General features: G+C 64.1%; 21 protein-coding genes and 1 pseudogene. 12 read left to right on the top strand and 10 right to left on the bottom strand.

Going from position 1 to position 22,917, the window contains the following annotated elements; genetic code table 11:
- Positions 1-37: 37 nt before the first annotated feature.
- Positions 38-886, top strand: coding sequence for a universal stress protein (locus IEX88_RS22640; RefSeq protein WP_188854762.1), 849 nt, complete (start codon positions 38-40; stop codon positions 884-886).
- 122 nt (positions 887-1,008) lie between these two features.
- Here IEX88_RS22640 and IEX88_RS22635 read toward each other — a convergent pair whose 3' ends face one another.
- The 3 genes from IEX88_RS22635 to IEX88_RS22625 form a co-directional block, all read right to left on the bottom strand.
- Positions 1,009-1,410, bottom strand: a complete 402-nt coding sequence (locus tag IEX88_RS22635) for a CBS domain-containing protein (RefSeq protein WP_210319322.1) — start codon at positions 1,408-1,410, stop codon at positions 1,009-1,011.
- Between the two features lie 244 nt (positions 1,411-1,654).
- Complete coding sequence (locus tag IEX88_RS22630; protein WP_188854760.1) at positions 1,655-1,945, bottom strand: DUF6522 family protein; 291 nt, start codon at positions 1,943-1,945, stop codon at positions 1,655-1,657.
- A 230-nt stretch (positions 1,946-2,175) separates the two neighbouring features.
- Positions 2,176-3,255 carry a zinc-dependent alcohol dehydrogenase gene (locus tag IEX88_RS22625; protein WP_188854759.1) on the bottom strand — a complete coding sequence of 360 codons (1,080 nt, stop codon included), beginning with the start codon at positions 3,253-3,255 and terminating at the stop codon, positions 2,176-2,178.
- 518 nt (positions 3,256-3,773) lie between these two features.
- Here IEX88_RS22625 and copM point away from each other — a divergent pair.
- Entirely contained in the window at positions 3,774-5,261 is a 1,488-nt protein-coding gene (gene copM, locus IEX88_RS22620) for a CopM family metallochaperone (RefSeq protein WP_188854758.1), read from the top strand.
- Positions 5,262-5,866: 605 nt separating this feature from the next.
- Positions 5,867-6,211: a DUF6968 family protein gene (locus IEX88_RS22615; protein WP_188854757.1), complete on the top strand. Its 345-nt coding sequence runs from the start codon at positions 5,867-5,869 to the stop codon at positions 6,209-6,211.
- 132 nt (positions 6,212-6,343) lie between these two features.
- Here IEX88_RS22615 and IEX88_RS22610 read toward each other — a convergent pair whose 3' ends face one another.
- From IEX88_RS22610 to IEX88_RS22585, 6 genes and pseudogenes are all read right to left on the bottom strand, one after another.
- Positions 6,344-6,658, bottom strand: a complete 315-nt coding sequence (locus tag IEX88_RS22610) for a Crp/Fnr family transcriptional regulator (RefSeq protein WP_210319321.1) — start codon at positions 6,656-6,658, stop codon at positions 6,344-6,346.
- 150 nt (positions 6,659-6,808) lie between these two features.
- Positions 6,809-7,732 (bottom strand): annotated as a pseudogene (locus IEX88_RS22605) (integrase core domain-containing protein).
- A gap of 213 nt (positions 7,733-7,945) precedes the next feature.
- On the bottom strand, positions 7,946-8,251 hold the full coding sequence (locus tag IEX88_RS22600; protein WP_188854756.1) for a metal-sulfur cluster assembly factor: 306 nt from the start codon (positions 8,249-8,251) through the stop codon (positions 7,946-7,948).
- Complete coding sequence (locus IEX88_RS22595) at positions 8,244-8,774, bottom strand: DUF2249 domain-containing protein (protein WP_188854755.1); 531 nt, start codon at positions 8,772-8,774, stop codon at positions 8,244-8,246. Before IEX88_RS22595 ends, IEX88_RS22600 begins: the two co-directional genes overlap by 8 nt.
- Complete coding sequence (locus tag IEX88_RS22590) at positions 8,771-10,135, bottom strand: hypothetical protein (protein ID WP_188854754.1); 1,365 nt, start codon at positions 10,133-10,135, stop codon at positions 8,771-8,773. The genes IEX88_RS22595 and IEX88_RS22590 overlap by 4 nt, the downstream gene beginning before the upstream one ends.
- Positions 10,136-10,168: 33 nt before the next feature.
- Positions 10,169-10,456: a DUF2249 domain-containing protein gene (locus IEX88_RS22585; protein WP_188854753.1), complete on the bottom strand. Its 288-nt coding sequence runs from the start codon at positions 10,454-10,456 to the stop codon at positions 10,169-10,171.
- 227 nt (positions 10,457-10,683) lie between these two features.
- On the opposite strand from IEX88_RS22585, the gene hemN reads away from it, so the two are divergent.
- Together hemN and IEX88_RS22575 are read left to right on the top strand one after the other, a co-directional pair.
- On the top strand, positions 10,684-12,036 hold the full coding sequence (gene hemN / locus IEX88_RS22580; RefSeq protein ID WP_188854752.1) for an oxygen-independent coproporphyrinogen III oxidase: 1,353 nt from the start codon (positions 10,684-10,686) through the stop codon (positions 12,034-12,036).
- A 166-nt stretch (positions 12,037-12,202) separates the two neighbouring features.
- Positions 12,203-12,895 carry an NnrU family protein gene (locus IEX88_RS22575; RefSeq protein ID WP_188854751.1) on the top strand — a complete coding sequence of 231 codons (693 nt, stop codon included), beginning with the start codon at positions 12,203-12,205 and terminating at the stop codon, positions 12,893-12,895.
- A 33-nt stretch (positions 12,896-12,928) separates the two neighbouring features.
- Here IEX88_RS22575 and IEX88_RS22570 read toward each other — a convergent pair whose 3' ends face one another.
- Positions 12,929-13,780, bottom strand: a complete 852-nt coding sequence (locus IEX88_RS22570) for a ferritin-like domain-containing protein (protein WP_188854750.1) — start codon at positions 13,778-13,780, stop codon at positions 12,929-12,931.
- A gap of 166 nt (positions 13,781-13,946) precedes the next feature.
- On the opposite strand from IEX88_RS22570, the gene IEX88_RS22565 reads away from it, so the two are divergent.
- Genes IEX88_RS22565 through IEX88_RS22535 form a run of 7 tightly spaced genes read left to right on the top strand, consistent with a single transcriptional unit; the run spans position 13,947 to position 22,857 of the window.
- Positions 13,947-16,274 (top strand): NosR/NirI family protein, encoded by a 2,328-nt coding sequence (locus tag IEX88_RS22565; RefSeq protein WP_188854749.1) that lies wholly within the window; start codon positions 13,947-13,949, stop codon positions 16,272-16,274.
- Positions 16,267-18,180, top strand: a complete 1,914-nt coding sequence (gene nosZ, locus IEX88_RS22560; protein WP_188854748.1) for a TAT-dependent nitrous-oxide reductase — start codon at positions 16,267-16,269, stop codon at positions 18,178-18,180. Before IEX88_RS22565 ends, nosZ begins: the two co-directional genes overlap by 8 nt.
- Complete coding sequence (locus tag IEX88_RS22555) at positions 18,177-19,556, top strand: nitrous oxide reductase family maturation protein NosD (RefSeq protein ID WP_188854839.1); 1,380 nt, start codon at positions 18,177-18,179, stop codon at positions 19,554-19,556. The genes nosZ and IEX88_RS22555 overlap by 4 nt, the downstream gene beginning before the upstream one ends.
- Complete coding sequence (locus IEX88_RS22550) at positions 19,553-20,470, top strand: ABC transporter ATP-binding protein (protein WP_188854747.1); 918 nt, start codon at positions 19,553-19,555, stop codon at positions 20,468-20,470. Before IEX88_RS22555 ends, IEX88_RS22550 begins: the two co-directional genes overlap by 4 nt.
- Positions 20,467-21,294: an ABC transporter permease subunit gene (locus tag IEX88_RS22545; protein ID WP_188854746.1), complete on the top strand. Its 828-nt coding sequence runs from the start codon at positions 20,467-20,469 to the stop codon at positions 21,292-21,294. Before IEX88_RS22550 ends, IEX88_RS22545 begins: the two co-directional genes overlap by 4 nt.
- Positions 21,291-21,860: a nitrous oxide reductase accessory protein NosL gene (locus IEX88_RS22540; RefSeq protein WP_188854745.1), complete on the top strand. Its 570-nt coding sequence runs from the start codon at positions 21,291-21,293 to the stop codon at positions 21,858-21,860. Before IEX88_RS22545 ends, IEX88_RS22540 begins: the two co-directional genes overlap by 4 nt.
- Positions 21,853-22,857 carry an FAD:protein FMN transferase gene (locus IEX88_RS22535; RefSeq protein WP_188854744.1) on the top strand — a complete coding sequence of 335 codons (1,005 nt, stop codon included), beginning with the start codon at positions 21,853-21,855 and terminating at the stop codon, positions 22,855-22,857. Before IEX88_RS22540 ends, IEX88_RS22535 begins: the two co-directional genes overlap by 8 nt.
- Positions 22,858-22,917 lie beyond the last annotated feature (60 nt).

The raw sequence follows: 22,917 nt of genomic DNA, 5'->3' as shown, positions 1-22,917 counted from the left end.
GCCCGGATCGGCAGCGGATCAATTGGAGAATCGAAGCATGTCGCGTGAATTCAAGAACGTACTCGTTGCCTTGGTCTCCCAGGATAAGGCTGTCGACAACCCGACCGCTGCCCTGACGATGGGACTGGCCCTGGCCCGGATGGCAAGCGCATTCGTGACGGTGAACTATCTTTCACCGCGTCCGGACCGGACCCCCTTCAGTCTGTTTTCCGACGACATGGCTGAGGTGATTGCGAAAGAGGGCGCTGGGCTCGACGCCTCGGCGCACGCTTGTCTGGCCGCAGCCACTGTCGCCGCCGACGCTGCCGACGTGCCATCCAGTACGGAAGTCTTGGCCCTCGAATTCATCGCGCTGGTACATCGGAGTTCGCAGCTTGCACAGATGCAGGATGTCGTCGTGATGGATGCCAGAAGCGGGGCGCTCGAGGGGTACTCCGAATTCATACAGGGCATGCTGTTCCGCAGCGGACGACCGGTCGTTCTGGTCCCGGAAGGCTGGCGACAGGGCGTTCCGCGCACCGTATCGATCGCATGGGACGGAAGCGTGCAGGCAACGCGTGCCGTCACCGAGGCGCTGCCGATCCTCCAGAATGCGGCCAAGGTCGACTTGGTGTCGGTGACGGACGAGAAGAATGTCGTGGATGCCTCGCTTCGCGGACGCCTGAACGTCTATCTCGATCGCCATGGTGTTCAGGCGAGCGAGGTAACGCTGACTACCAGGGGCGGCAAGGCCGCCGACGCGCTTTGTCACCATGTCGCATCAAGTGGATCGGAGATGATCGTGATGGGAGCATATGGCCACTCGCGCATTCGCGAGTTCGTGCTCGGAGGGGTCACACGATCGCTTCTGGGCAGCAGCCCCGTGCCCCTATTCCTGTGCCACTGAGGCCACGATTTCTCATCTGCGCACGGGTTAAGCGAACCGTCGACAGGCGGGCAGAGGATGCCGTCGACGGTTTGATGTCGATGCGGACCAACGAAGAAGGCGGCAACCAGGCCGGCATGCCGTCAACGATAGCCGATCCCCATCACGTATTCCCGCAAGAGTTCCTCCTCGCTTCCGAGTTCCTCCATCAACGCCTGCACAGCCTGTCGAGCGTTGAGAACGCCCAATGGACGCAATTCCCGGTCGACGATCGGTACGTGCTTCAGGTCGCTCTTCCTCATCCGCTCCCAGACGGACCTGAGGAGGACATGAGGGTGGCAGAAGGTGACGTCCCGGGTCATGACGACCGAAGCCGCTGTCATGCAACTGCTTCCCTGACATCCGCTGATCTGACCGACGACATCGGACTTCGTGATGACACCGACCATCACGCCGTCGACATTCAAGACGACTACGAGGCTTGCGCTCCTACCATGGAGCAGTCTCGCCGCCTCGATAAGCGGTGCGTCGTCCTTGATCGTCACAAGTTGGTCTCGCGCAGAAGGCAGTAGCTGATCGACAAGCATGGGGATCCTTTTTCGCTAGTGGTGCAGCCGACATTGCCTACATCCTGGCGCGAATGACATCGACAGGAGCGAGCCAGATCCTTCCGTTTCGGATGCGCGGGTCGGCGCTATTCCGAAACTTCCGGGGAATCGGAAACGTTCAAGACGAGGGTGTTGCTGCGATGACCCGATGATCATCCTCGCCGCAGAACTTGGCTTTTCGTCATCCGCCCGGTCGATGCAAGGAAGCGGGAAGCGGTCGTTTGCCGAAATCGATCGTCGAGCTTTTGACGATCGTGCCTGCCTCGTCGACGATCAGGCGAAGTCGTCGGTTCCCTAAAAAGAATGTCAGGCGGTAACGTCCATCGTCATCGCCGACGCCACGCTCGCAAGTGCTTGTGATTTGTCCGTCGCGCATGAGGGAATGGACTGCAGCAGCCTCGATCCCAAGGCTGGCCGCGATCACCCCTGCGTCGACCTGGAAAGCATCGGGTTCAAGTTCGATCGTCGACATGGCGTCACCGGAAAACCTTCTGCTCGCCATCCGAGCGGCATCGCCAGGATTGGCGAAGGGCGACTATCGCAGGTGCAGGGCAGATAGAACTGACCCATGTTTGCCTGTGCGTGCGATAGACTGGAAATCGGCAGTCCTCTTGCCCGAAGAGTCTGGAACAAGACAGCGTCTCTGCGCGGGGGAGGGGCCGCCGGCCTCGGTGGGCATGCGAGACCTAGCGACCCGCCGCGTCATGCGTCTGCGAGGGCTGCTGCAGTGCTTCGGGTCACCTCATCGACTGGCCTGGAGAAATCGATGACGACCCGCGACGGCACATCGCCATGCTCGATCCGGTCCAGCACATTGTTGATCGCCGATAGTGGCTGCAGTTCGATGTCAGCCTTGACCTTGCCGTCGGCGGCAAATTGAAGGCACTCGGCCATGTCCTTCCGGGTGCCGACGAACGAGCCGCGCACCGTGATGCAGTTTGCGACGACGTCGAACAGCGGCACCGGGAATTCACCCGGCGGCAGCCCGACGAGCACGCAGGTCCCGCGCTTGCGGGTCATTTCCACGCCCTGTTTGAAGGCGGCAAGCGATGGTGCGGTGATCAGAAAGCCGTGCGCGCCCCCGCCGGTTTCCTTCTTCAACTGCGCCGCCACATCGTCGCCCCTCGCATTGATCACGAGATCGGCGCCGAGACGCGTGGCGTGGGCCAGCTTGCCGTCGTCGATGTCTATGCCGGCCACCTTGAAGCCCATCGCCTTGGCGTACTGGATCGCCATGTGCCCGAGGCCGCCGCAACCGGAAATCGCGACCCACTCGCCTGGTCGGGCTTGAGTTTCCTTGATGCCCTTGTAGGTCGTGACGCCGGCGCAGATCAACGGCGCCGCCTCGACGGCGCTGAGGCCAGCGGGAATGTGCGCAACGAAATTGGGGTCGGCGAGAAGGTATTCGGCAAAGCCGCCGTTCTGCGTATAGCCGCCGAACTCGGCCTCGCCGCAAACCGTCTCCCAGGCGGAAAGGCAATGCTCGCAGTGGCCGCAGGCCGAATAGAGCCAAGGCACGCCGACGCGGTCGCCTTCCTTGACGGCGGTCACGCCCGCGCCGAGCGCGACCACGATGCCGATCGCCTCGTGCCCGGGAATGAAGGGCGGAGTGGGTTTGAGAGGCCAATCCCCCTTGGCTGCGTGGAGATCGGTATGACACACACCGCACGCCTCGGTCTTGACGAGAATCTGGCCGGCGCCGGGGGACGGGATATTGAGCTGTTGAATCTCCAGTGGCTGTCCGAATGCCGTGACAACGGCGGCCTGCATCGTCTTCGCCATGAAATCTGTCCATTTCGTAGGTTGCGCCGGTTCCGCGCACTACCGATGCCGCTTCGAGCGTCTGCACAGAATTCTGGTCTGCGTATTACGTCGTTCGCTGCCGAGGCTTCTGCTACGGAACGCGACCATCCGAGCGATATCGATCGCTTGGTCTGTCGATGGCAGAAGCGACGGACGGCATCGGCTGGTATGCCTTTCGGCAACACCATGATTCCATGCACCCTTTCTCCATTCATCGACACCTTGGGGAAATACGTAGGTGTTCCGATAAGGCCCGATGCAGGTGAAAAGCCGACAAAGATGGAAGCCGCAACTGCTATCACCGGGTTTCCGAATATCCGATGCGATCGAACCGGGCTGATCCATATCAATATCGAGCGGCTCAATGTGCGATAATCGACTGCGGTGATGGGGGCTCCCACTGCGATCTGATCCAGCGCCGGGCCCTCGCCAAATTTTCCTCGGTTCGTAACATCCGACAATCGTTCGAGATCGAGCCCAGACCGGTTAGAATTCTCATGCGTCAGACTACTGCCCAATCCTCGATCGTACGAACGGCCAGTCCGTTGCGCTGGACGGCATCGCTAGCCGGATTGACCTGTGTCGTCGGTGCGTTGGGACTCGCCTTCACGTCCCAAGCCGATGCGCATGTAAAATGGTTCGCTCCGTACATCGTGGGAGCACCGCCGACCGAGATCGGCATCACGCTTTCGAACATGTGGTTCTGGATGGGCATCGTACTGGTGCTCGTATTCTTCGTTGCCACGCGAGCCGTCGAGCGCAGCCGCGCCGGCACAAGAATTCTCGACGGAATGGACCGGATCTCCGACCCCCTCTGGAACCGCCTCGATGATTTCGTTCGGGTGGTGGTCGGCGCCTTTTTCGTCGCGATCTTCGCCGTCGGTGGCGTCTACCTGACGCCCGACCTCACGACGCCGTCCGAATGGGTGTCCTGGCTCCAGCTTCTGATCGCTTTCGGCGTCTTTTCGAAGAGGACGATGCCGTTCTCGGCGGCGGGCATCATCCTGCTCTGGGTCCTCGCGCTCCAGGACTACGATCTGTTCCACCTTCTCGACTACCTGGCCCTCGGTGTTGCGGTGGCTGCGTATCTGGTGCTTGCATCGTCCAGCAACCCGGACTGGAACAAGCACCGCTTCGAGGTCCTGCGCTGGGGCGTCGCCATCGCGCTGATGTGGTCGAGCCTCGAGAAGTTCGCCTATCCCGACTGGTTCTACCCGCTCGTCGTCGAGAAGCCGTTCCTGACCTTCGGTCTGCCACGCGACGTCTTCATTCCCATGGCGGGCGTCGCCGAGTTCACGATGGGCTTCGGCCTGCTCTGGACGCCGTTGATCCGACGGCTTTCGGCAATCACGCTGTTCATCATCTTCAACGCCGCCGTATATCCGTTCGGCCGGATCGACATGGTTGGCCATGCACTGATCATGGCGATCATCGTGGTCATCGCCGCGGACCACACGAGGGAGCTGCACTTCCTGCCGACCCTCAAGAAGTCGCTCCGGAGCATTCCGATCGGCCTGGCGACAGCGCTCGTGCTGTTCGGGGGGGCCTATTGGGGGCTTCATCTGGCATTCTACGGGGCCACCGGGCGCACCGCCGTTCCGACGGCAGTGGTTGCCACCCACTCGTTCGACCCGCAGCATCCGCACGCAGCACCAGCTTCGGGAGCCGGTGACGCGCCGGCAACTTCGGGCGCGCACTCCGGCCATGCGGCGATGCCGTCCGCGCCGGGTGTGGCGACGGCTGAATTCGAGGCCACCATGAACAAGATGCACCAGCCGATGATGGACGGCATGCGTCACAAGGATCCCGACGTGGCCTTCGTCCTGAGCATGATTCCTCACCACCAGGGGGCGATCGACATGGCCCGGGTTCAGCTGAAGCACGGGACCGATCCGGAAAATCGTGCCTTCGCGGAACATCTGATCGTCGAGCAGGAGCGCGGGATCGTGCAGATGCGCCAGTGGCTCGCTCGACACGGGCAGTGATCAGCAAGCTTCGCCTTCAAGGCGTTGTGCATGTCGATCCAGATCAACCTCTACAAGGACTAAGTCATGCCGAATGGAGCAACAATCCTGCAGGAGCGCTTGCGTTTGCGTGAGATCGCTCTCTCGCGGTGGGGCAACGAGGGTGGTGCCACAATCCGAGTGTCTCGGAACAAGAGGATCGGGAAACCGGAAGGCGCCGCTCGCGATGACCTCGACGAACCGAGATCCATCACCCCTCAAGCGGCTATATGATCGCCTTGGTTGAGCCCCCACAGTGGTAGCTGGCGCGAATCATCGGGCTCGCCACATTGCCACCGCGCTTGCCAGGAAGGAGCCCCGAGTGCCGCCCCCGCCGAAGTGGGGCTGACGCCGACTCTCCTGACACAGAAGCTTCGACGCCTCGATGAAATCGTCGCCATGGACGATGACGATCGGGGACTCGATTGCTGGCAGCGGAAGCCAGTCTTCGTGTATTGCTGGGAAATGTGACGAGGCATGAGCGCAACTCGTCGACCGATTTAGCGGCGTCAGCTATCTAGGTCGTGAACCCATAAGGTTGTTTGTGCTCCCCTCGCATGGCGGACCACTGTGGCAAGGAGAGGCTGATGGACGAAGCACCCTTTGTAGAGCGCAGGTTCGAACTTGATGGCGGCGAGTTGCTCGTCTGCTTTTACCTCCCTGCCAAGGCGCCCGGTGGGGAGTTTCAGTGCCGTTGGTCGATAGCTTGGCCAGAGCGCGAGGTTCGCGGATACGCTTGCGGTGAGGATGGGGTCCAGGCGCTGATGCTCGCGATGCGAGTCGTTCGTTCCGAGCTTGTCGACAGTGATCCCTACAAAGCTGGGCGGCTCACCTTGTGGGATCAAGCCGATCTTGACCTTCCGCCTACGTGGGGCGCCGGACCGCTCTACGACGTCCCGCCGAACGGGGGTGTGCCGCTCGGACCAGCGTAGGGCTTTTCTCCGCGCCCGCTTCTGATGCAGCGCCGGCATGAGCCGATATGATCTGACCGACTTCGAGTGGCGCGTGATCGAGCCGCTTGGCACCAGGTCGTCGCGCCCGACCATCGGTTCTGTCGATTTGCGTCACCTCAGCAGCGGGCCGTCATGATCCAGATAGCTCTTGTCGAAATCCGCCAGCCGCATCAACCCGTCCAGGTCATGGATCTCGACTTGTCCATTCTGGAAGGTGGCGAGGCCGTCCTCTCGCAGGACGCGGTTGACGTGGACGGCACTCAGTCCCAATGCGTCCGCGAGCAGGTACTGCGACAGAGGGCAGGCGTAACCCTGCGTCGATCCGAGCCCGACCAGCTTCAACCGAGCGCCCAACTCCAGCAGAAAATGCGCCGTGCGCTTCTTGGCATCGCGTCGCCCGATGCCCACGAGGTGCTCGACGAGCATGGCCTCGTCCGGGGAGGCCGCCCACAAGACTGCCGTCGCGAGGCGCGGGGTCTTGCTGAAAGTTTCCAAAATAGATCGATGGCGAGCACAGAGGTGGCTCGGTCTGTCTGAACAGGCTCGTCGACCTTCTAAGTGGATAGTCTGCCGGGGTTATGCCGCTGCGAGAAGCGGCTCGTTGAAGTAAGCGTGGTCGGGTGTTTTCCGGCCCAGGCTCGAGTGCGGGCGTCTGCCGTTGTAGAAGTCGAGGTATCGGCCGATCGATGCCCGAGCATGGCTGACGGTCTCGTAGGCCCGGAGATAGACCTCTTCGTATTTGACGGACTTCCATTGCCGTTCGACGAAGACGTTGTCGCGCCAGGCGCCTTGCCGTCCATGATGATCTTGATCTCGCTTGCCAACAGGACCTTCGTGAAGTCGACGCTGGTGAACTGCGAGCCCCGGTCGGTATTGAAGAGTTCGGGCTTTCCGAAACGGGCTAAGGCCTCCTCCACGGCCTCGATGCAGAAGTCCGCCTGCATCGTGATCGAGAGCCGCCGACTAGTGGCGACATGCAGGCGGCCAAGGTGGTGCCTTCCCCGGCCAGGAGGTCGCGCAGCATGCGGCTGCCGGCGAAGGGATACTCCAGATGCAGTTCGTCGATCCGCCGCATCAGCGCGAGATCGGCAGCCGGGACCGGGCGCGGAAGATAGTAGACGCTGCCCCGGCTGATCCCGAGCTCCCGGGCCTGCCGGGCGACCGGCAGATCATGCCAGCGGTCGATCATCGTCTTGCGCTCGGCAACAGTCCGGCCTTGTCGAGCGCGCCTTCCAAAAAATCGTTGGCCAATGTCAGCTCCCCGATATTGGCATGCAGCGTCTTCACGTCAATCACCGGCGCTGCTGCTGCGGCGCTCGTCTCCGAACCGAAAACGCCAGCAACTCCGTCCAGAAGCTGCGACCGCCACTGCGTGATCTGATTGGGATGCACATCGAACTGCTGCGCCAATTCCGCTAGCGTCTTCTCGCCGCGTACTGCCGCCAATGCCACCTTCGCCTTGAAGGCAGGGCTGTGATTGCGCCTGGGTCTCTTCGTCATCGTCTCTCCTGATCGCGGCCATCCTGGCCGTCTTCAGACAGACAATCCACTCAGCCCGTTGTGCAGATTCGCCGAACCACCTCTATCCGTTCGGTAGCTGCTACGTGAGGCGGCAACGATCGCTGATGACGAGCGGATGCGAGTCCTTTTACGAAAGCCTCGGTGGGCAAATCCTTCTGGCTCGCCGGCTCGCTGGCACGAACCGGAGCACGCTCAGAACCGCGCCGCCGTCTCTGCCACCATCATGTCGGGCGTCCACGGCGGGTCGTACACCAGATCGACAATGACGGACGTCACACCCTCCACCGCCAGGACGCATGCTTCGACGCCGTCCCTCAGGAACTCGGTTGCCGGGCAGCCGTTCATGGTCGTCGTCATCGTCACCCGAACTGCGCCGCCCGGCGCCACGGCGATGGCGTAGATCAGGCCGAGGTCGACGACGTTCTCGCCCAGTTCGGGATCGATCACACTACGAAGGCGATCCTCGATGCGGGCGGCGAGATCCTTCGCGTCAGACATCGGTCCCGTCCCCCGCCGTCCCAATGCGGATCAGCATGCGGAACGTGTCGCCGGCCTCGTCGAAATTGCCGGCCCATTCGTGCCCGCGCTTGATCAGTTCGGGAAACAGGAACAGCGGCTCGCGTGCCAGAAGCACGAACATCACCGTCCCGGGCTGCATCTTTTCGGCCGCCGCCAGGACGCGCACCATCGGTTCCGGCGGGTCAAGATCGACGAGATCGAGTTGGCGCTCCGGCTCTGGCCAAGCCTGCGCTGCGCTGGCATTGCTGGAGATGACGGCGCCATCGGCGGACGGGTTCGGAGTGAAAACCACCTCCCAGTCGCCGCCCGCTATCTCGCGCGGCTGATGGGCGAAGCCGCGATTGGTCATGACGTCAAATAAGGGCGTCGGGCAGAAGGGGGCGTAAAGCCGGAGCTCTTGCCCGGGCTCTAGCCTCCCGACGGCCGCCATGATCGCCTGGAACGGCTCGCCGCCGTTCTTCAACAGGGGGCGGACATCGAGTTCGAGGGGCGGCACCATCATGGCGACCTCCTGGTCGGAAAGGGAGGAAGGAAAAGATGGGGGCGCAGGGCGCCGGCGGGCAGCCGCGAAACAAGGGGGACATGCGCCAGCCGACGGGCACGCGCGAACTCGACGATCAGACCAAGCGTCGCGACCATTTGGCAGAACGCCGAAAGGCGGAAGAGTGTCGGCTGATGCGCTAGCAGCGCGGAGGTTGCGACCGCGACCGCCACAAAGAACAGCATGAACCAGCGCATCGCTCTCGCCTCATCGACTAGGTCGTGGACGCGCGGCGTTGGCACCCGCCCGAGGACCGGACCGTAGCATTCCAGCCAGGTTAGGAAGGGGACGATCTTGTAGAGTTGAGCAAGGCCGAGGCCTGTCAGCCAGCCGAAGACCGCCAGGTAGATTAGCGCCGCGACGCCGGACTCGCTGGGATTCGTGAGCGTAACGAAGCCAAGCGCCGCGATCGTTGCGGCGAGCGCCGCAAAGGCGCCGAGACTGACGCGGCTGTTGAGTTCCATCACCCGCCGCTTGCGCCGGCGGTAAATTCGCAGCACGTCGGCGCCGTAGACAGCCACGGCGGCAACGCCGAGGGCGGCCGCCAGGAGCAGCATCTCCAACGCGCCCGCTTCGAGGAAGACGACGACCGGCGCGGCACCTGCCACGACGGCCAGCGCCATGACGCCGACCCACCAAACGAGATTCTGTGTCGCATGCTCGCTTTCCGGGGAGAGCATGAACATCGCCAGCAGACGATAGCTGACGCCCATGGCGGTGAACGTCATCCAGCCGCCGAGCCCGAGACTGGCGTGAAGAGAGAGGCCGTTCGCCAACAGCGCCGCGGCACCGTCGCCAAGCAACCAGCCCGAATGCGTGAAGGCAAAGCTGGAGCCGAGGGCCGCCGTGCCGGCGAGCGAGGCCAGTCCGACGGCGACGAAGCGTGCTGGCAGGGGCAGCGGCCGTGCCCGCCACAGTGTTGCAGCGAAGATGGCGATCAGCAGGGCAAAGCCGGTGCTGAGGAGCACGGCCCCGGCCGGTAACGCATAGGTCGCTCCTTCGCCTCCACCCGCCAGTGCCTGAAATCCGGATAGCAGGCACAAGAGCCCGGCGACGATCAGCGCCAGCACCGGCAAGGCCAGGCGTCCGCCACTTAGGGGGCGTGCCACCAGGACCGGCACGAACTGCAGCAGGGCGCCGCTCATCAAAAGGCCAAGCCAGCCGATGGCGAGGGTGTGGACGATGACGAGGGTTTCGGGTGCGCGCAGACCTGCTACGGGATAGCCGAAACCCAAAACCATCATCGCCTGTCCCCCCACAAGGAATGCGAGGGCGACGGCGAAGTAGGACATCGTCCAGCGGGAAAGCGTGGCACCCGACACCTCAGATGGCCTCCGCCGGCATCAGCGCGGCCATCAGTGTTCCCCGCAGGTACAGACATGCTCCTCGGAAAGGCCGCCGACGGGACGGCCGATCTCCACCCGCCAGACAACCGGGCCTTCCTCGAGATAATTCCAGGAGAATTGACCGGGATAGCGGGCTTCGAGCTGGTGGTGCAGCGGGCGCGGGGCATGATCGACGACGATGACCAGAGAAGCACCCGGGGTCAGGGCATCGATCCTTCCAAAGATGGTCGAGTGGCGCTCGTGCGGCAGGAGGGTCCGCACATCGATCACAGAATTCAGGATGGCAGTATCGGGCATGGCAGCTCTCATTCTGGCCGCAAGTCGTCATTTCCCGACAGGGCGCGGCCGAAATCGGAGCCGGGAAGACGCGACACTAGGCCAGAGCGTCGCTGGTCAATTTGTGGAAGCGCAAACAGTTCTGCGAACCGCGATTTATGACCATCCTCCACGACTTTTCGCAAAGAGCCGGGCGGAAGCGCGAACTAGGTTGGCGCCATCCAACGCAACAGAGATCTGGACGCTCGATGAAAACGGCTATTCTGGAAAAATACGGCGAGGCGCGGCTACCGCGTTATACCAGCTACCCGACCGCGCCGCGCTTCTCGCCCGAGACGGATGCCTCGACCTATGCCGGATGGCTGCGGGCGACCCCTGCAGATGCCGGCGTCTCGCTCTACCTGCACATCCCCTTCTGCCGCTCGATGTGCTGGTATTGCGGCTGTCACACCCTGATCAGCCAAAAGGACCAGCCGATCCTCGACTATCTCGCCGTCCTCAGCGCTGAGATCCGCCTCGTCGCCGACACCGCCGAGAAGGAGCTCGCCATCGAACACGTGCATTTCGGCGGTGGCACGCCCACTATCATGCAGCCGCGGGAGTTCATCGGCCTGATGGCGCTCCTGCGCGAGCATTTCGCCTTCGCCACCCGCTCCGAAATCGCCGTCGAGATCGATCCCCGCACGCTGTCGGCAGAAATGGCGGCAGCGCTCGGCGACAGCGGCGTGCGGCGCACCAGCCTCGGCGTGCAGAGTTTCGATCCCCGCGTGCAGGCGGCGATCAACCGGGTGCAGAGCGTCGAGCAGACGGCGGATGCCGTCGCCAACCTGCGCGCCGCCGGCACGCCCAACATCAACTTCGACCTGATCTACGGCCTGCCGCACCAGTCCGTCGCTTCCTGCGTCGAAACCGCCGAGCAGGCGATCGCGCTGAAGCCCGATCGTCTGGCGGTGTTCGGCTACGCGCACATCCCCTCCTTCAAGAAGCATCAGCGGATGATCGACGAGGCGGCGCTGGCCGGCAGCCGAGAGCGCGACGAGCAGGCGGAGGCGATCGCGGAGACGCTTGCTGCGGCCGGCTACCGCCGCATCGGCCTCGACCACTATGCGCGCCCCGACGACGCCATGGTCGGCGCGCAGGCGGACGGCACGCTCAAGCGTAATTTCCAGGGCTATACGACGGATTCCTGCGAGACGCTGATCGGACTCGGTGCCTCGGCGATCGGCCGCACCCACCACGGCTATGTGCAGAACGAGGTGCCGCCCGGCGGCTATGCCCGGCGGATCAGTGCCGGCACGCTCGCCACCGTCAAGGGCTACCGGTTGACCGTCGAGGACAGGCTGCGCGCCGCGATCATCGAGCGGCTGATGTGCGATTTCGCGGTGGACGTCACCGGCCTCTGCGGTCGTCACGGGTTCGACCCCGGGCTGCTGCTGGACGGCAATGCGGGGCTCTCGATGTTGCAAGAAGACGGCGTCATCGACATCGACGACGGCGTCATCCACGTGCGCCAGGAGCAACGCTTCGTCATCCGGGCGGTCGCGGCCTGCTTCGACGCCTATCTCGACCATTCCGGACGCACCCACAGCCGGGCGGCGTAGCCGGGGTGGGGCGCCGCCCGCGTCTCCGCTTCGATCCTGGCTGCCGCCTTGCCCGACTTCTGCGTCCCTCGGCGATCAGCCGGTCGAGTGCGACAGTCCGGCGAGCCACCGGGTCTTCTCCTCGGAGTGTCGAATCCGTGGTCGCTCATACCAAAGGGATCAGCCGATGGCGCCGTTTCTTATCGCGCTTGGGGTCTTCCTGGTGCTGCACACCGTACCGGCGATGCCTGGCATCCGCGCCGCACTCGTCACCCGCCTCGGCCGCAAGACCTATCTTGCCATCTATTCGCTGGTGTCGGTGGGTGTGCTGGCCTGGATGTTCCAAGCTGCGCTGGCGATGGACTTCGTCGTCCTGTGGGAGCCTGCCGCGTGGCAGGGATGGATCACCTTGGTAACGGCGCCCGTCGGCCTGTTCCTGGTTCTGGCGGGGCTGTTCAGCATCAACCCGCTGTCCGTGACGGTGCGTTCGGGCTCGGGGGAGCCCGGAGCGATCACGGCTGTGACGCGCCATCCGGTGCTCTGGGGTTTCTGGCTATGGGCGGTCGGTCACATGCTGCCGAACGGGGACCTTCGTTCTCTCGTCCTGTTCGGCAGCCTTGCGCTGTTTGCCGCGGGCGGCATTGCCATGACAGAGCGGCGCGGCCGCAGGCGGCTCGGGCGCGCGTGGGCTCAGCTTGCAGCCAGCACCTCGATCGTGCCGTTCGCCGCCGTCGTTTCGGGCCGCGCCCGACTGAGGGTCGATCTCGTGATGGTTGCCGCCGCCGTCTCCACGGTGCTGACGACGCTGTGGCTGCTGGCGGGCGGCCACAGGGTGATGGTCGGTGCCGATCCTCTGCTCCTGGCCCTGCCGCCGCAATAGCAGTGGCGCACCTGTCTGGCCGCGAAGCAACGGTCAGGCCCGGGGAAAGGCGCGCAGAAACGGCAGGGAGGCAATCAGCTCTCCAGCATAGGCCTGGGCCCGCAGGCGCGGCTCTTCCTGCTTCTCGCGCTCGGCCAGATCGAGATAGCAGTCGAGGAGGAATTCGCTCAGCGAGATGGCTTGCCCGGATACCGGCTCGGGAAGGTTATCGAGAAGCGGTGTGCCGATGAACGGAATGCCTATTATTCGATCCGCCCGAGTCCTCGCCCCGGTCGCCAGCGCGTGAAGCCTTTCGGAGGAGTCAGCCTCAGGCGCCGCAGCCATCTGTGCGAGGTGCTCGGCCAGCCGGGACTCGAGTGCCGGCAGGTCGCCTTTCGTCGCTCGCGGCGAGGATTGACGTTCCGCGTGAAAAGCCAACCGCCGTTCTCGGCGCAGCGTGGCGACATGCCCCAATTCCTCTTTCGCCATCCGCTCCGCCGAGACGCGAATCTCCGGCGTTGGCGCGTGCGCGGCGATGTAGGACCAGAAGACGAAGGCCCGTTCCTCGTTGCGGACGGCCATGGAGAAGGCACGGTAGGCACTCAGGAGCTCTGGCGCCACGACGCCGGCACCCTCATCGTCGAAGGACGCTTCGGGCACCAGAACCGGAATGCCGACGGATTCGCCGCCACTTGCGGAACGCCATCGGTCCACGTTGTCCAGATGGCCCATTTCTTCGGCCACCAACAAGTCGAACACGGCGGCAAGGTCCGGGCGGTTCTCCGCCCGCATCCGCGCGGCCAGCGCCCGATATCCGTCAACCGCGTCCTGTTCCATGGCTCTCGCGAGCGCGATCAACTCCGGCATCGATTTCACCAGCCATGGCTCCAGCGTCGTCGTCGGCATCGTTGTTCCTAAAGCTTGAGAAGCGCGATGGCGAATTTGAGCCGGGCCGCTGCTGGACATCGTCACACACAAACGCTCCGCACTTTGTTCCAGATCAAAGAGGTATCCGGATTCGCACTGTACCTTTCCGCCAGATCGCAACGATCTGTCGAACAGACGGAATTTGATGCCCCGAAATTTGCAGTTCCAGAAACGTCGTTGGCTCCTGTCCTTTCTGGCGGTCGTCTGGATTGCCGTGTCGATGGCATCCCCGGCCTTCGCTGCCGGGCAATTGAACGGCTATTTGGAGAAGGTCACTCCCGGCGAGCTGTTCGAGGGCGCGGACCGTTTCGGTGAGCCCGCGGGTGAGCCGCCGATGGCACCGGTCTACCAGGGTGCCGATATGGTCGGCTATGCCTACCTCAATTCCGACGTCACCAGCTCCGTCGGCTATTCCGGCAAGCCGATCCACATCATCGTCGGCATCGACCCCGGGGGAGTCGTGCGAGGCTTCAAGCTAATCGACCACAAGGAGCCGATCGTCCTGATCGGGATCCCGCAGGCCAAGGTCGTCGCTGCTCTGAATTCAATCATCGACAAGAACATGGCACGCGTCGCTACGGGCGCCGACCGGCCGCCGCAGGTCGACATCGTCAGCGGCGCCACCGTGACCGTGCTGGTCATGGGCGACAGCATCATCCGCTCGGCGGTCAAGCTGATCCGCACGAGCCGGCTGACGGCTGGCACCGACGCCCGAGTTGCCGCGGCCGCCGACATCAAGGCGGTCGACATGTCGAAGACCGACATCCAGGACTGGGAGACGTTGATCGGCGACGGCTCGGTCCGCAGCCTGCGCATGACCGTGGGCGAGGTATCGGACGGTTTCCGACAGGCCGGCCATCCCGAAGCCGCCGACCGGCCGGAAACCCCGCAGGCAGACGATCGCTTCATTGATCTCTACATTGCCCCCGTCAGTGTCCCGGCCATCGGACGGAGCCTCCTCGGCGAGGCGGGTTACGAACGGCTGGCCGGCCGCCTCAAGCCCGGCCAGTCGGCTCTCGTCGTCGCGGGTGATGGGGCCTATTCCTTCAAGGGGTCGGGCTACGTCCGCGGCGGCATCTTCGACCGGATCGAGCTCCTGCAGGACGGCCAGGGCCTACGCTTTCGCGATCGCGACCACACGCGGCTGCCGACGTTGGCGGCCAAGGGGGCGCCGCGGCTTCGGGACATCGCCCTCTTCACCGTGCCGGCCGATTTCGGCTTCGACATCGCAGAGCCCTTCGACCTGCAACTGCTGGTGCAGCGCAGCGTCGATGCACACGACAAGGCGGTCATTCCCTACACGCTCGGCTACAGCCTGCCGCCCGCCTATGTGACGGTTGAAAAGGCTCCGGCCGCCGCCGTTGCGCCGGTCGCCGCTGCCGCGCCGGCCGCGGAAACGGCGCCTGAAGCCTCGCCATCCCAGGCGCTGGTGTCGATGGAAGACCAGGCGCTCTGGATCAGCATCTGGCAGATGAACCGGGTGTCGATCGGCATCACCGTCGCCGCCCTCCTGGTCCTCACGGGGATCTTCTTCTTCCAGGATTGGCTGGTCAAACGACCCGTCCTGTTCGGCTGGATCCGCCGCGGCTACCTGCTCTTCACGCTCGTCTGGCTCGGCTGGTACGCCAACGCCCAGCTCTCGGTCGTCAACGTCCTGACCTTCGTCAACTCGCTCATCAACGGCTTCAATTGGGAGTTCTTCCTGGCGGCGCCGCTGATCTTCATTCTCTGGGCGGCGGTCGCGGCCGGCCTGCTGTTCTGGGGCCGCGGCCCGTTCTGCGGCTGGCTCTGTCCCTTCGGCGCCCTGCAGGAGCTGACCAACAACGTCGCGCAGTGGCTGAAGGTGCCGCAGATCCGCCTGCCCTGGGGGCTGCACGAGCGCCTGTGGCCGATCAAATACGTGATCTTCCTCGGCCTGTTCGGCCTGTCCTTCTATTCGGTCGCGCTGGCCGAGGTGTTTTCCGAGGTCGAGCCGTTCAAGACGGCGATCGTGCTCAAGTTCGCCCGGGAATGGCCGTTCGTCCTCTTCGCCCTGACCCTTCTGACCGCGGGCCTCTTCGTAGAGCGCTTCTACTGCCGCTACCTCTGCCCGCTCGGCGCCGCGCTCGCCATTCCCGGCCGCATCCGCATGTTCGAATGGCTGAAGCGCTATCCCGAATGCGGCACGCCCTGCCAGCGCTGCGCCAAGGAGTGCCCGGTGCAGTCGATCCATCCGGAAGGGCAGATCAACGTCAACGAGTGCATCTACTGCATGCACTGCCAAGAGCTCTACCACGACGATCACCGCTGTCCGCACATGATCCAGGTGCGTCTCAAGCGCGAGAAATTCACGGCTCTGTCCACGCCCGTGCCGGCACGGGCGGCAGCGCCGAAAACCCTCATCACCCACAACGGTGCGCCCCTCAAATCCGCCGACTCGGCGGCCGGCGACCCGGCGGTGATGCGACCCACCAAGGAGAGAGACCATGTCTGAAGAAAACCAGAGCCGCCTGAACAGACGTCAGATGCTGGGGTCCACGGCGTTCGTGGCCGCAGCCGGTGCGGCCAGCGTCGGCGGAGTCCTTAGCGTCTCCGGGGGCGCGGTGACAGAGGCACGGGCCGCCACGGGGGCTGCCGACTACGAGGTCAAGCCCGGCGAGCTCGACGAGTACTACACGTTCTTTTCCAGCGGCCAGTGCGGAGAGGTCCGCGTCGTTGGCGTGCCGTCGATGCGCGAACTGATGCGGATTCCGGTCTTCAACCGCTGCAGCGCGACCGGCTGGGGCCAGACGAACGAGAGCCGCAAGATCATGACCGAGGGTCTCCTGCCAGAGACCATCGAATTCCTCGCCGACAAGGGCGGCGTCTACACCAACGGCGACCTGCACCATCCGCACCTGTCGTTCACCGACGGCACCTATGACGGCCGCTATCTCTACGCCAACGACAAGGCAAACACCCGCGTCTGCCGCATCCGCCTCGACGTTATGAAATGCGACAAGATCACCGAACTGCCCAATCAGCACACCGTGCACGGCCTGCGCGTGCAGAAGTATCCCCGGACCGGCTATGTCTTCGCCAATGGCGAGGACGGCGTTCCGCTGCCCAATGACGGCAAGATCCTCGATGATCCCAAGCAGTACCACGCGATCTTCACCGCCCTCGACGGCGACACGATGAAGGTCGCCTGGCAGGTCATCGTCGACGGCAACCTCGACAACGTTGATGCCGACTACCAGGGCAAGTACGCCTTCGCCACCTGCTACAACTCCGAGGGCGGCATCAATCTGGCCGAGATGATGGCGAGCGAGCAGGATTGGATGGTGATCTTCGATCTGAAACGGATCGAGGAGGGCGTCAAGAAAGGCGACTTCCAGACAATGGGCGGCGTGCCTGTTCTCGACGGTCGCAAAGGCTCTCCGTACACGCGCTACGTCCCGGTCTCCAACAGCCCGCATGGCTGCAACACCGCGCCCGACGGCATCCATGTCGTCGTCGCCGGCAAGCTGTCGCCGACAGTGACCGTGTTCGACGTTCGCAAGTTCGACGACCTCTTCGCCGACAAGATCCAGCCGCGCGACACCATCGTTGCCGAGCCGGAGATCGGCCTCGGGCCGCTGCACACCGCCTATGACGGTCGCGGCAACGCCTACACGACGCTGTTCATCGACAGCCAGATCTGCAAGTGGAACATCGACGACGCCGTCCGGGCCTTCGCCGGCGAGAAAGTGGATCCGATCCGCCAGAAGATCGACGTCCACTACCAGCCGGGCCACAACCACACCTCCATGGGCCAGACCAAGGAGGCCGATGGCAAATGGCTGATCTCGCTGAACAAGTTCTCCAAGGACCGCTATCTCAACGTCGGCCCGCTGAAGCCGGAGAGCGATCAGCTCATCGACATTTCCGGCGACCAGATGGTGGTGGTGCACGACAACCCGACCTTCGCCGAGCCGCATGACGCCACCATCGTCCATGCCTCGAAGGTCAACCCAGTCAGCCTCTGGAGCCGCGACGATCCCTTCTTCGCCGATGCGGTCGAGCAGGCCAAGAAGGACAATATCGATCTCTTGGTCGACTCGGAAGTGATCCGTGACGGAAACAAGGTGCGGGTCTACATGACGTCGGCAGCACCCGCCTTCGGCCTGGACAGCTTCACGGTCAAGCAGGGCGAGGAGGTGACGGTGTACGTCACCAATATCGACGAGGTCGAGGACCTGACGCACGGCTTTGCCATCGTCAACTACGGCATCAACATGGAAGTGGCGCCGCAGGCAACCGCGTCGGTCACCTTTAAGGCGACCAAGGCTGGCGTGTACTGGTACTACTGCTCGTGGTTCTGCCATGCCATGCACATGGAAATGAAGGGCCGCATGCTCGTCGAGCCGCAGTCCGTATGATCCACCTGCGTCTGGCAGCACTCAGGTTTGGAATGGTCGCCCTCGTGGCGGCCATTCCGGCAACGGCGGCCGCCGCCGACCGCAGCGTCGCTGCGGCCGAGGGCGGCCTGCTGCAGACCATCCTCGACGCCGCTGCGCCCGGCGATACCATCACTCTGGAAGCCGGCTCCTACGCCGCGCCGATCACGCTCGACACGGCGGTCAAACTCAAGGGAATGCCGGGTGCCGCCATCGTCGGGAACGGCCGTGGCAGCGTCGTCACCATCAACGCTCCCGGTGCGGGTGTCAGTCATCTCACCATATCCGGCTCGGGGACCGACCTTGCAGCGCTGGATTCCGGTGTGTTGGTGAACAAGACCGCCACCGGCGCCGCCGTCGAAGAGAACGTGATCACCGGAAATCTATTCGGAATCTATCTGCACGGCGCGGTCGACTCCCTGGCCCGTGCCAACCGCATTACCGGACTGACGGACGGCCCCCGAAGTGCGGCGGGCAACGGAGTCACGGTCTGGAACGCGCCGGGTGCAAAGGTGCTCGACAACGACATCCGCTTCGGGCGCGACGGCATCGCAACCATGGCCAGCAGGCGCAACGTGTTCCGCGGCAACCACTTCCGCGACCTGCGCTTCGGCATCCACTACATGTACACCAACGACAGCGAGGTCGCCGACAACGTTTCGATTGGCAACGCAGTCGGCTTCGCAATCATGTTCTCCAATCGGCTGAAGATCACCGGAAACCGCTCAGACGGTGACCGCGATCACGGCCTTCTTCTGAACTCGGCCAACGGCTCGACCATCACAGGCAACAGCGTGATCGGCCTGATGCAGCCGGTCGATCGCTGGCTGACGGCCGCCGCAGGCGATCCCGACGTGCCAAAGGCCGAGGAGATGGCGGGGAGCCCGGGCGAGATCGGCGGACTGCGTATCGGTCCGGAGAAGTGCGTCTTCATCTACAATGCCAACAAGAACCGCTTTTCCGAGAACCGGTTCGAGAACTGCGCAATCGGCATTCACTTCACCGCCGGATCGGAAGGCAATGCCATGGCCGGCAACGCCTTCATCAACAACCGCAACCAAGTCAAATATGTCGGTACGCGCAACATGGACTGGTCGGCGGAAGGTCGAGGCAATTTCTGGAGCGACAATCCGGCCTTCGACCTGAACGGCGATGGCGTCGGAGACAGCCCCTACCGCCCGAACGATCTGATGGACCGGGTGCTGTGGACCTCGCCGCAGGCCAAGGTCCTGACCAGCAGTCCGGCAGTTCAGGTCATCCGTTGGGCGCAGGCTCAGTTTCCCGCTCTCCTGCCGGGCGGCGTCGTCGACAGCCACCCGCTGATGGCGCCGCCCCGCGAGAGAGACCCAAGGCCATGATGACGACCGTCAGCATCACCGGCGCCAGCAAGCGCTACGGCAAAGTCGAGGCCGTGAAAGACGTCTCCCTCACCCTCAACGAGGGTGAAGTCGTCGCCCTCGTCGGCCACAACGGCGCGGGCAAGACCACGCTGATCAAGCTGATGCTGGGCCTGATCCGCCCGAGCGAAGGCCGTGTCCGCGTGCTCGGCGAGGATCCGGCGACGGGCGATTTCGCCGTCCGCCAGCGGCTCGGCTATTTGCCGGAAAGCGTGTCCTTCCACATGGCGCTGACCGGGCGCGAAACCCTGGCCTTCTACGCCCGGCTGAAGCGGGTGGACATTGCCGGCGGCGCCGACCTGTTCGAGCGCGTCGGGCTGGCGGCGGAGGCTGTTGACCGGCCGGTGCGAACCTATTCCAAGGGCATGCGCCAGCGCCTCGGCCTTGCACAGGCGCTTCTGGGTCACCCGCGGGTGCTGCTGCTCGACGAGCCGACCAGCGGACTCGATCCGGCCCTGCGCCGGCATTTCTACGACCTGGTCACCGAGCTGCGCGCCGGCGGAACCACAGTGCTTCTGTCCTCCCACGCTTTGACCGAGCTCGAGGACCGCACCGACCGCGTCGTCATCGTCACGGGTGGGAGCAAGATCGCCGACGGCACGCTTGCCGATCTGCGCGGCATCGCAAACCTGCCGACCCGCGTCAGCGTTCGGCTGGCGGGGGAGGGCGTGGCGCCGGACTGGAGACAAGACAACGTCCGGTGGAAGCTTGCCCCCGACGGCACGATGGAGGCCGACGTCGCGGCCGACCGCAAGATCGCGCTGCTGCACGAGATCACCGCCGATCCCTCGGCGCTGTCGAGCCTCGCCATCACCGAGCCGACGCTGGACGATCTCTATGCACATTTCCTGACCCGAGAGCTGGCCCGGCCATGATGAACATCTGGATCATGGCGCGCAAGGAAATCCAAGAAGGTCTGCGCAATCGCTGGGTGCTGGCGACGACGCTGCTTCTGGCGACGCTGGCACTGACGCTGTCCTTTCTCGGCAGTGCGCCGACCGGCAATGTCGGCGTCGACCAACTGGATATCGTCATCGTCAGCCTGTCCAGCCTCACCATCTTCCTGGTGCCGCTGATCGCGCTCCTGCTCTCGCACGACGCCATCGTCGGCGAGTGGGAGCGCGGCACACTGCTCCTGCTGCTCAGCTATCCGCTCGGCCGCCGCCAGGTTGTCTTTGGGAAGTTCCTCGGCCATCTGATCATCCTGTCATTCGCCACCCTGTTCGGGTACGGCGCGGCGGCGCTGGCGCTGGCCGTGACGGGAACGGCGATCAGCGGTGCCAGCCTTGCGGCCTTCGCCGCCATGATCGCCTCCTCGGTGCTGCTGGGCGCCGTATTCCTCGCCATCGGCTATCTCGTCAGCACCATCGCCGCAGAGCGCAGCACCGCCGGCGGCATCGCCATCGGCATCTGGCTGTTCTTCGTGCTGATCTACGACATGGCGCTTCTCGGCGCTCTTGTCGCGGCACAGGGCCAGGCTCTGCCGGACGGCCTTCTGGATCTGTTGCTGCTCGCCAATCCGACCGATGCCTATCGGCTCCTGAATCTCGGATCCGGCGGCGCCAGCAGCCTTTCCGGCATCGGTGGCCTTGCCGGCAACACCGCGCTCAGCCCGCCGGTCCTGCTCGCGGCACTGGCCGTCTGGGTCATCGCGCCGCTGGCGCTGGCCACCACGATTTTCTCAAGGAGAGAGCTATGACCCGCGCCGGATGGGCCGCCATGCTGCTTGCTGCCCTGCTTGTCACGGGCTGCCAAGGAGAAGAACAAGCGAGCATGCCCGCGCCCTACGCGCTGACGGCCGAGGCCATGGGGCGATACTGCGGCATGGATGTGCTGGAACACGCTGGTCCCAAAGGGCAGGTGATCCTCGACAAGAGCCCGGAGCCGATCTGGTTTTCCTCGGCCCGCGACACCATCGCCTTCACCATGCTGCCGGAAGAGCCCAAGAACATCGCCGCCATCTACGTGTCCGATATGGGCAAGGCGCCGAGTTGGGAGAAACCCGGCGCCGAGAACTTCATCGACGCCCGCACCGCCTTCTATGTCATCGGCAGCTCGTTGCGCGGCGGCATGGGCGTGCAGGAAGCGGTGCCGTTTTCCAGCAAGGACGACGCCGAGGCTTTCGCGGCCAAGAACAGCGGGCAGGTGGTCGGATTTGGCGAGATGCCCGAGAGCTACATTCTGGGCAGCGACACCGCCCCGATGGGCCACGGTGCCGATGCCGATTCAATGGACCACGTCATGAAAGGGCCGGATCATGGTTGAGCGCATCGATCGCCGCCGGGCTATCTCCATCATGGCCGCCGCTGTCGGGCTGCCGCTCCTCGGCCCTGCCGGAATGGGGAATGCCACTGAGGCGCCCGTCGTTTGGTCCGGACAGGCTCTCGGCGCGCCCGCGACCCTCATCCTCAATCTCGAAGACAGGACCAAGGCAGAGCGGTTGATCCGGCAGGTGGTCGCCGAGGTCGCACGGCTGGAGGACGTCTTCAGCCTCTACCGCAGCCATTCGTCGCTGAGCATCCTGAACCGAGATGGCGCGATCGCCGCCCCGCCGGCCGACCTCGTAGCCCTCTTGGAAGCCAGCCGCACCTTCTACGAGGCCAGCGGCGGCCTGTTCGATCCAACGATCCAGCCGCTCTTCTCCCTCTACGCCCGGCACTTTTCCGCAACCGCTGCCGATCCGGCGGGGCCTGCTGCGGCGGCGTTGCAGGTTGTGCTGACGCAGGTCGGCTTCGACGGCGTCCTGTTCGACAGCGACCGGGTCGCCTTTGCGCGGCCGGGAATGGCGCTGACCCTGAATGGCATCGCGCAGGGCTATGTCACCGACCGGATCGTCGATCTCTTATGTAGCGAAGGTATCACCAGTTGCCTTGTCAACATGGGTGAAAATCGTGCCATCGGTGCCAGGCGTGACGGCGGCGGCTGGAGGATTGGGCTGGCGTCCACGGAAATGGCAACGTCGCCCGATAGGGTCGTAACGATCACGGACAGGGCCGTCGCCACGTCGAGCGCCGCCGGCTTCCACTTCGACGCGGGTCAGCGTTTTGGCCACATTCTTCACCCGCGGCATGGGGCGAGGCCGGAACGGTTCGCCCGGATGACCGTGGTGGCCGACGACGCCGTAACTGCGGACGCCCTGTCGACAGCCTTCAGCTTGATGACTGAGCTCGAGATCGGAAAACATGTCCATCTGTGGCCAGAGATCAGCATCGATCTTGTCGATCTCTCCGGCGCCTCGGTCAGTCTCGGTCGACGCCTCTGAGTTCCGGACTGCAGTCGGGGGTTGGAAAGCCTCGACGGCCATCCACAATCCCAGGAGGCG

It is taken from the genome of Aureimonas glaciei, from assembly GCF_014643375.1.
Lineage (GTDB): Bacteria > Pseudomonadota > Alphaproteobacteria > Rhizobiales > Rhizobiaceae > Plantimonas > Plantimonas glaciei.
This window is presented reverse-complemented; position numbering and strand designations above follow the sequence as displayed.

What these genes read in the sequence shown, in the direction of transcription:
- IEX88_RS22640 (WP_188854762.1), top strand. Translation starts at nt 38, where the DNA reads ATGTCGCGTGAATTCAAGAACGTACTCGTTGCCTTGGTCTCCCAGGAT.
- IEX88_RS22630 (WP_188854760.1), bottom strand. Translation starts at nt 1,945, where the DNA reads ATGTCGACGATCGAACTTGAACCCGATGCTTTCCAGGTCGACGCAGGG.
- IEX88_RS22625 (WP_188854759.1), bottom strand. Translation starts at nt 3,255, where the DNA reads ATGGCGAAGACGATGCAGGCCGCCGTTGTCACGGCATTCGGACAGCCA.
- IEX88_RS22610 (WP_210319321.1), bottom strand. Translation starts at nt 6,658, where the DNA reads ATGCTCGTCGAGCACCTCGTGGGCATCGGGCGACGCGATGCCAAGAAG.
- IEX88_RS22600 (WP_188854756.1), bottom strand. Translation starts at nt 8,251, where the DNA reads ATGTCTGACGCGAAGGATCTCGCCGCCCGCATCGAGGATCGCCTTCGT.
- IEX88_RS22555 (WP_188854839.1), top strand. Translation starts at nt 18,177, where the DNA reads ATGATCCACCTGCGTCTGGCAGCACTCAGGTTTGGAATGGTCGCCCTC.
- IEX88_RS22540 (WP_188854745.1), top strand. Translation starts at nt 21,291, where the DNA reads ATGACCCGCGCCGGATGGGCCGCCATGCTGCTTGCTGCCCTGCTTGTC.
- IEX88_RS22550 (WP_188854747.1), top strand. Translation starts at nt 19,553, where the DNA reads ATGATGACGACCGTCAGCATCACCGGCGCCAGCAAGCGCTACGGCAAA.
- IEX88_RS22545 (WP_188854746.1), top strand. Translation starts at nt 20,467, where the DNA reads ATGATGAACATCTGGATCATGGCGCGCAAGGAAATCCAAGAAGGTCTG.
- hemN (WP_188854752.1), top strand. Translation starts at nt 10,684, where the DNA reads ATGAAAACGGCTATTCTGGAAAAATACGGCGAGGCGCGGCTACCGCGT.
- IEX88_RS22615 (WP_188854757.1), top strand. Translation starts at nt 5,867, where the DNA reads ATGGACGAAGCACCCTTTGTAGAGCGCAGGTTCGAACTTGATGGCGGC.
- IEX88_RS22575 (WP_188854751.1), top strand. Translation starts at nt 12,203, where the DNA reads ATGGCGCCGTTTCTTATCGCGCTTGGGGTCTTCCTGGTGCTGCACACC.
- copM (WP_188854758.1), top strand. Translation starts at nt 3,774, where the DNA reads ATGCGTCAGACTACTGCCCAATCCTCGATCGTACGAACGGCCAGTCCG.
- IEX88_RS22585 (WP_188854753.1), bottom strand. Translation starts at nt 10,456, where the DNA reads ATGCCCGATACTGCCATCCTGAATTCTGTGATCGATGTGCGGACCCTC.
- IEX88_RS22595 (WP_188854755.1), bottom strand. Translation starts at nt 8,774, where the DNA reads ATGATGGTGCCGCCCCTCGAACTCGATGTCCGCCCCCTGTTGAAGAAC.
- IEX88_RS22570 (WP_188854750.1), bottom strand. Translation starts at nt 13,780, where the DNA reads ATGCCGACGACGACGCTGGAGCCATGGCTGGTGAAATCGATGCCGGAG.
- nosZ (WP_188854748.1), top strand. Translation starts at nt 16,267, where the DNA reads ATGTCTGAAGAAAACCAGAGCCGCCTGAACAGACGTCAGATGCTGGGG.
- IEX88_RS22565 (WP_188854749.1), top strand. Translation starts at nt 13,947, where the DNA reads ATGCCCCGAAATTTGCAGTTCCAGAAACGTCGTTGGCTCCTGTCCTTT.
- IEX88_RS22535 (WP_188854744.1), top strand. Translation starts at nt 21,853, where the DNA reads ATGGTTGAGCGCATCGATCGCCGCCGGGCTATCTCCATCATGGCCGCC.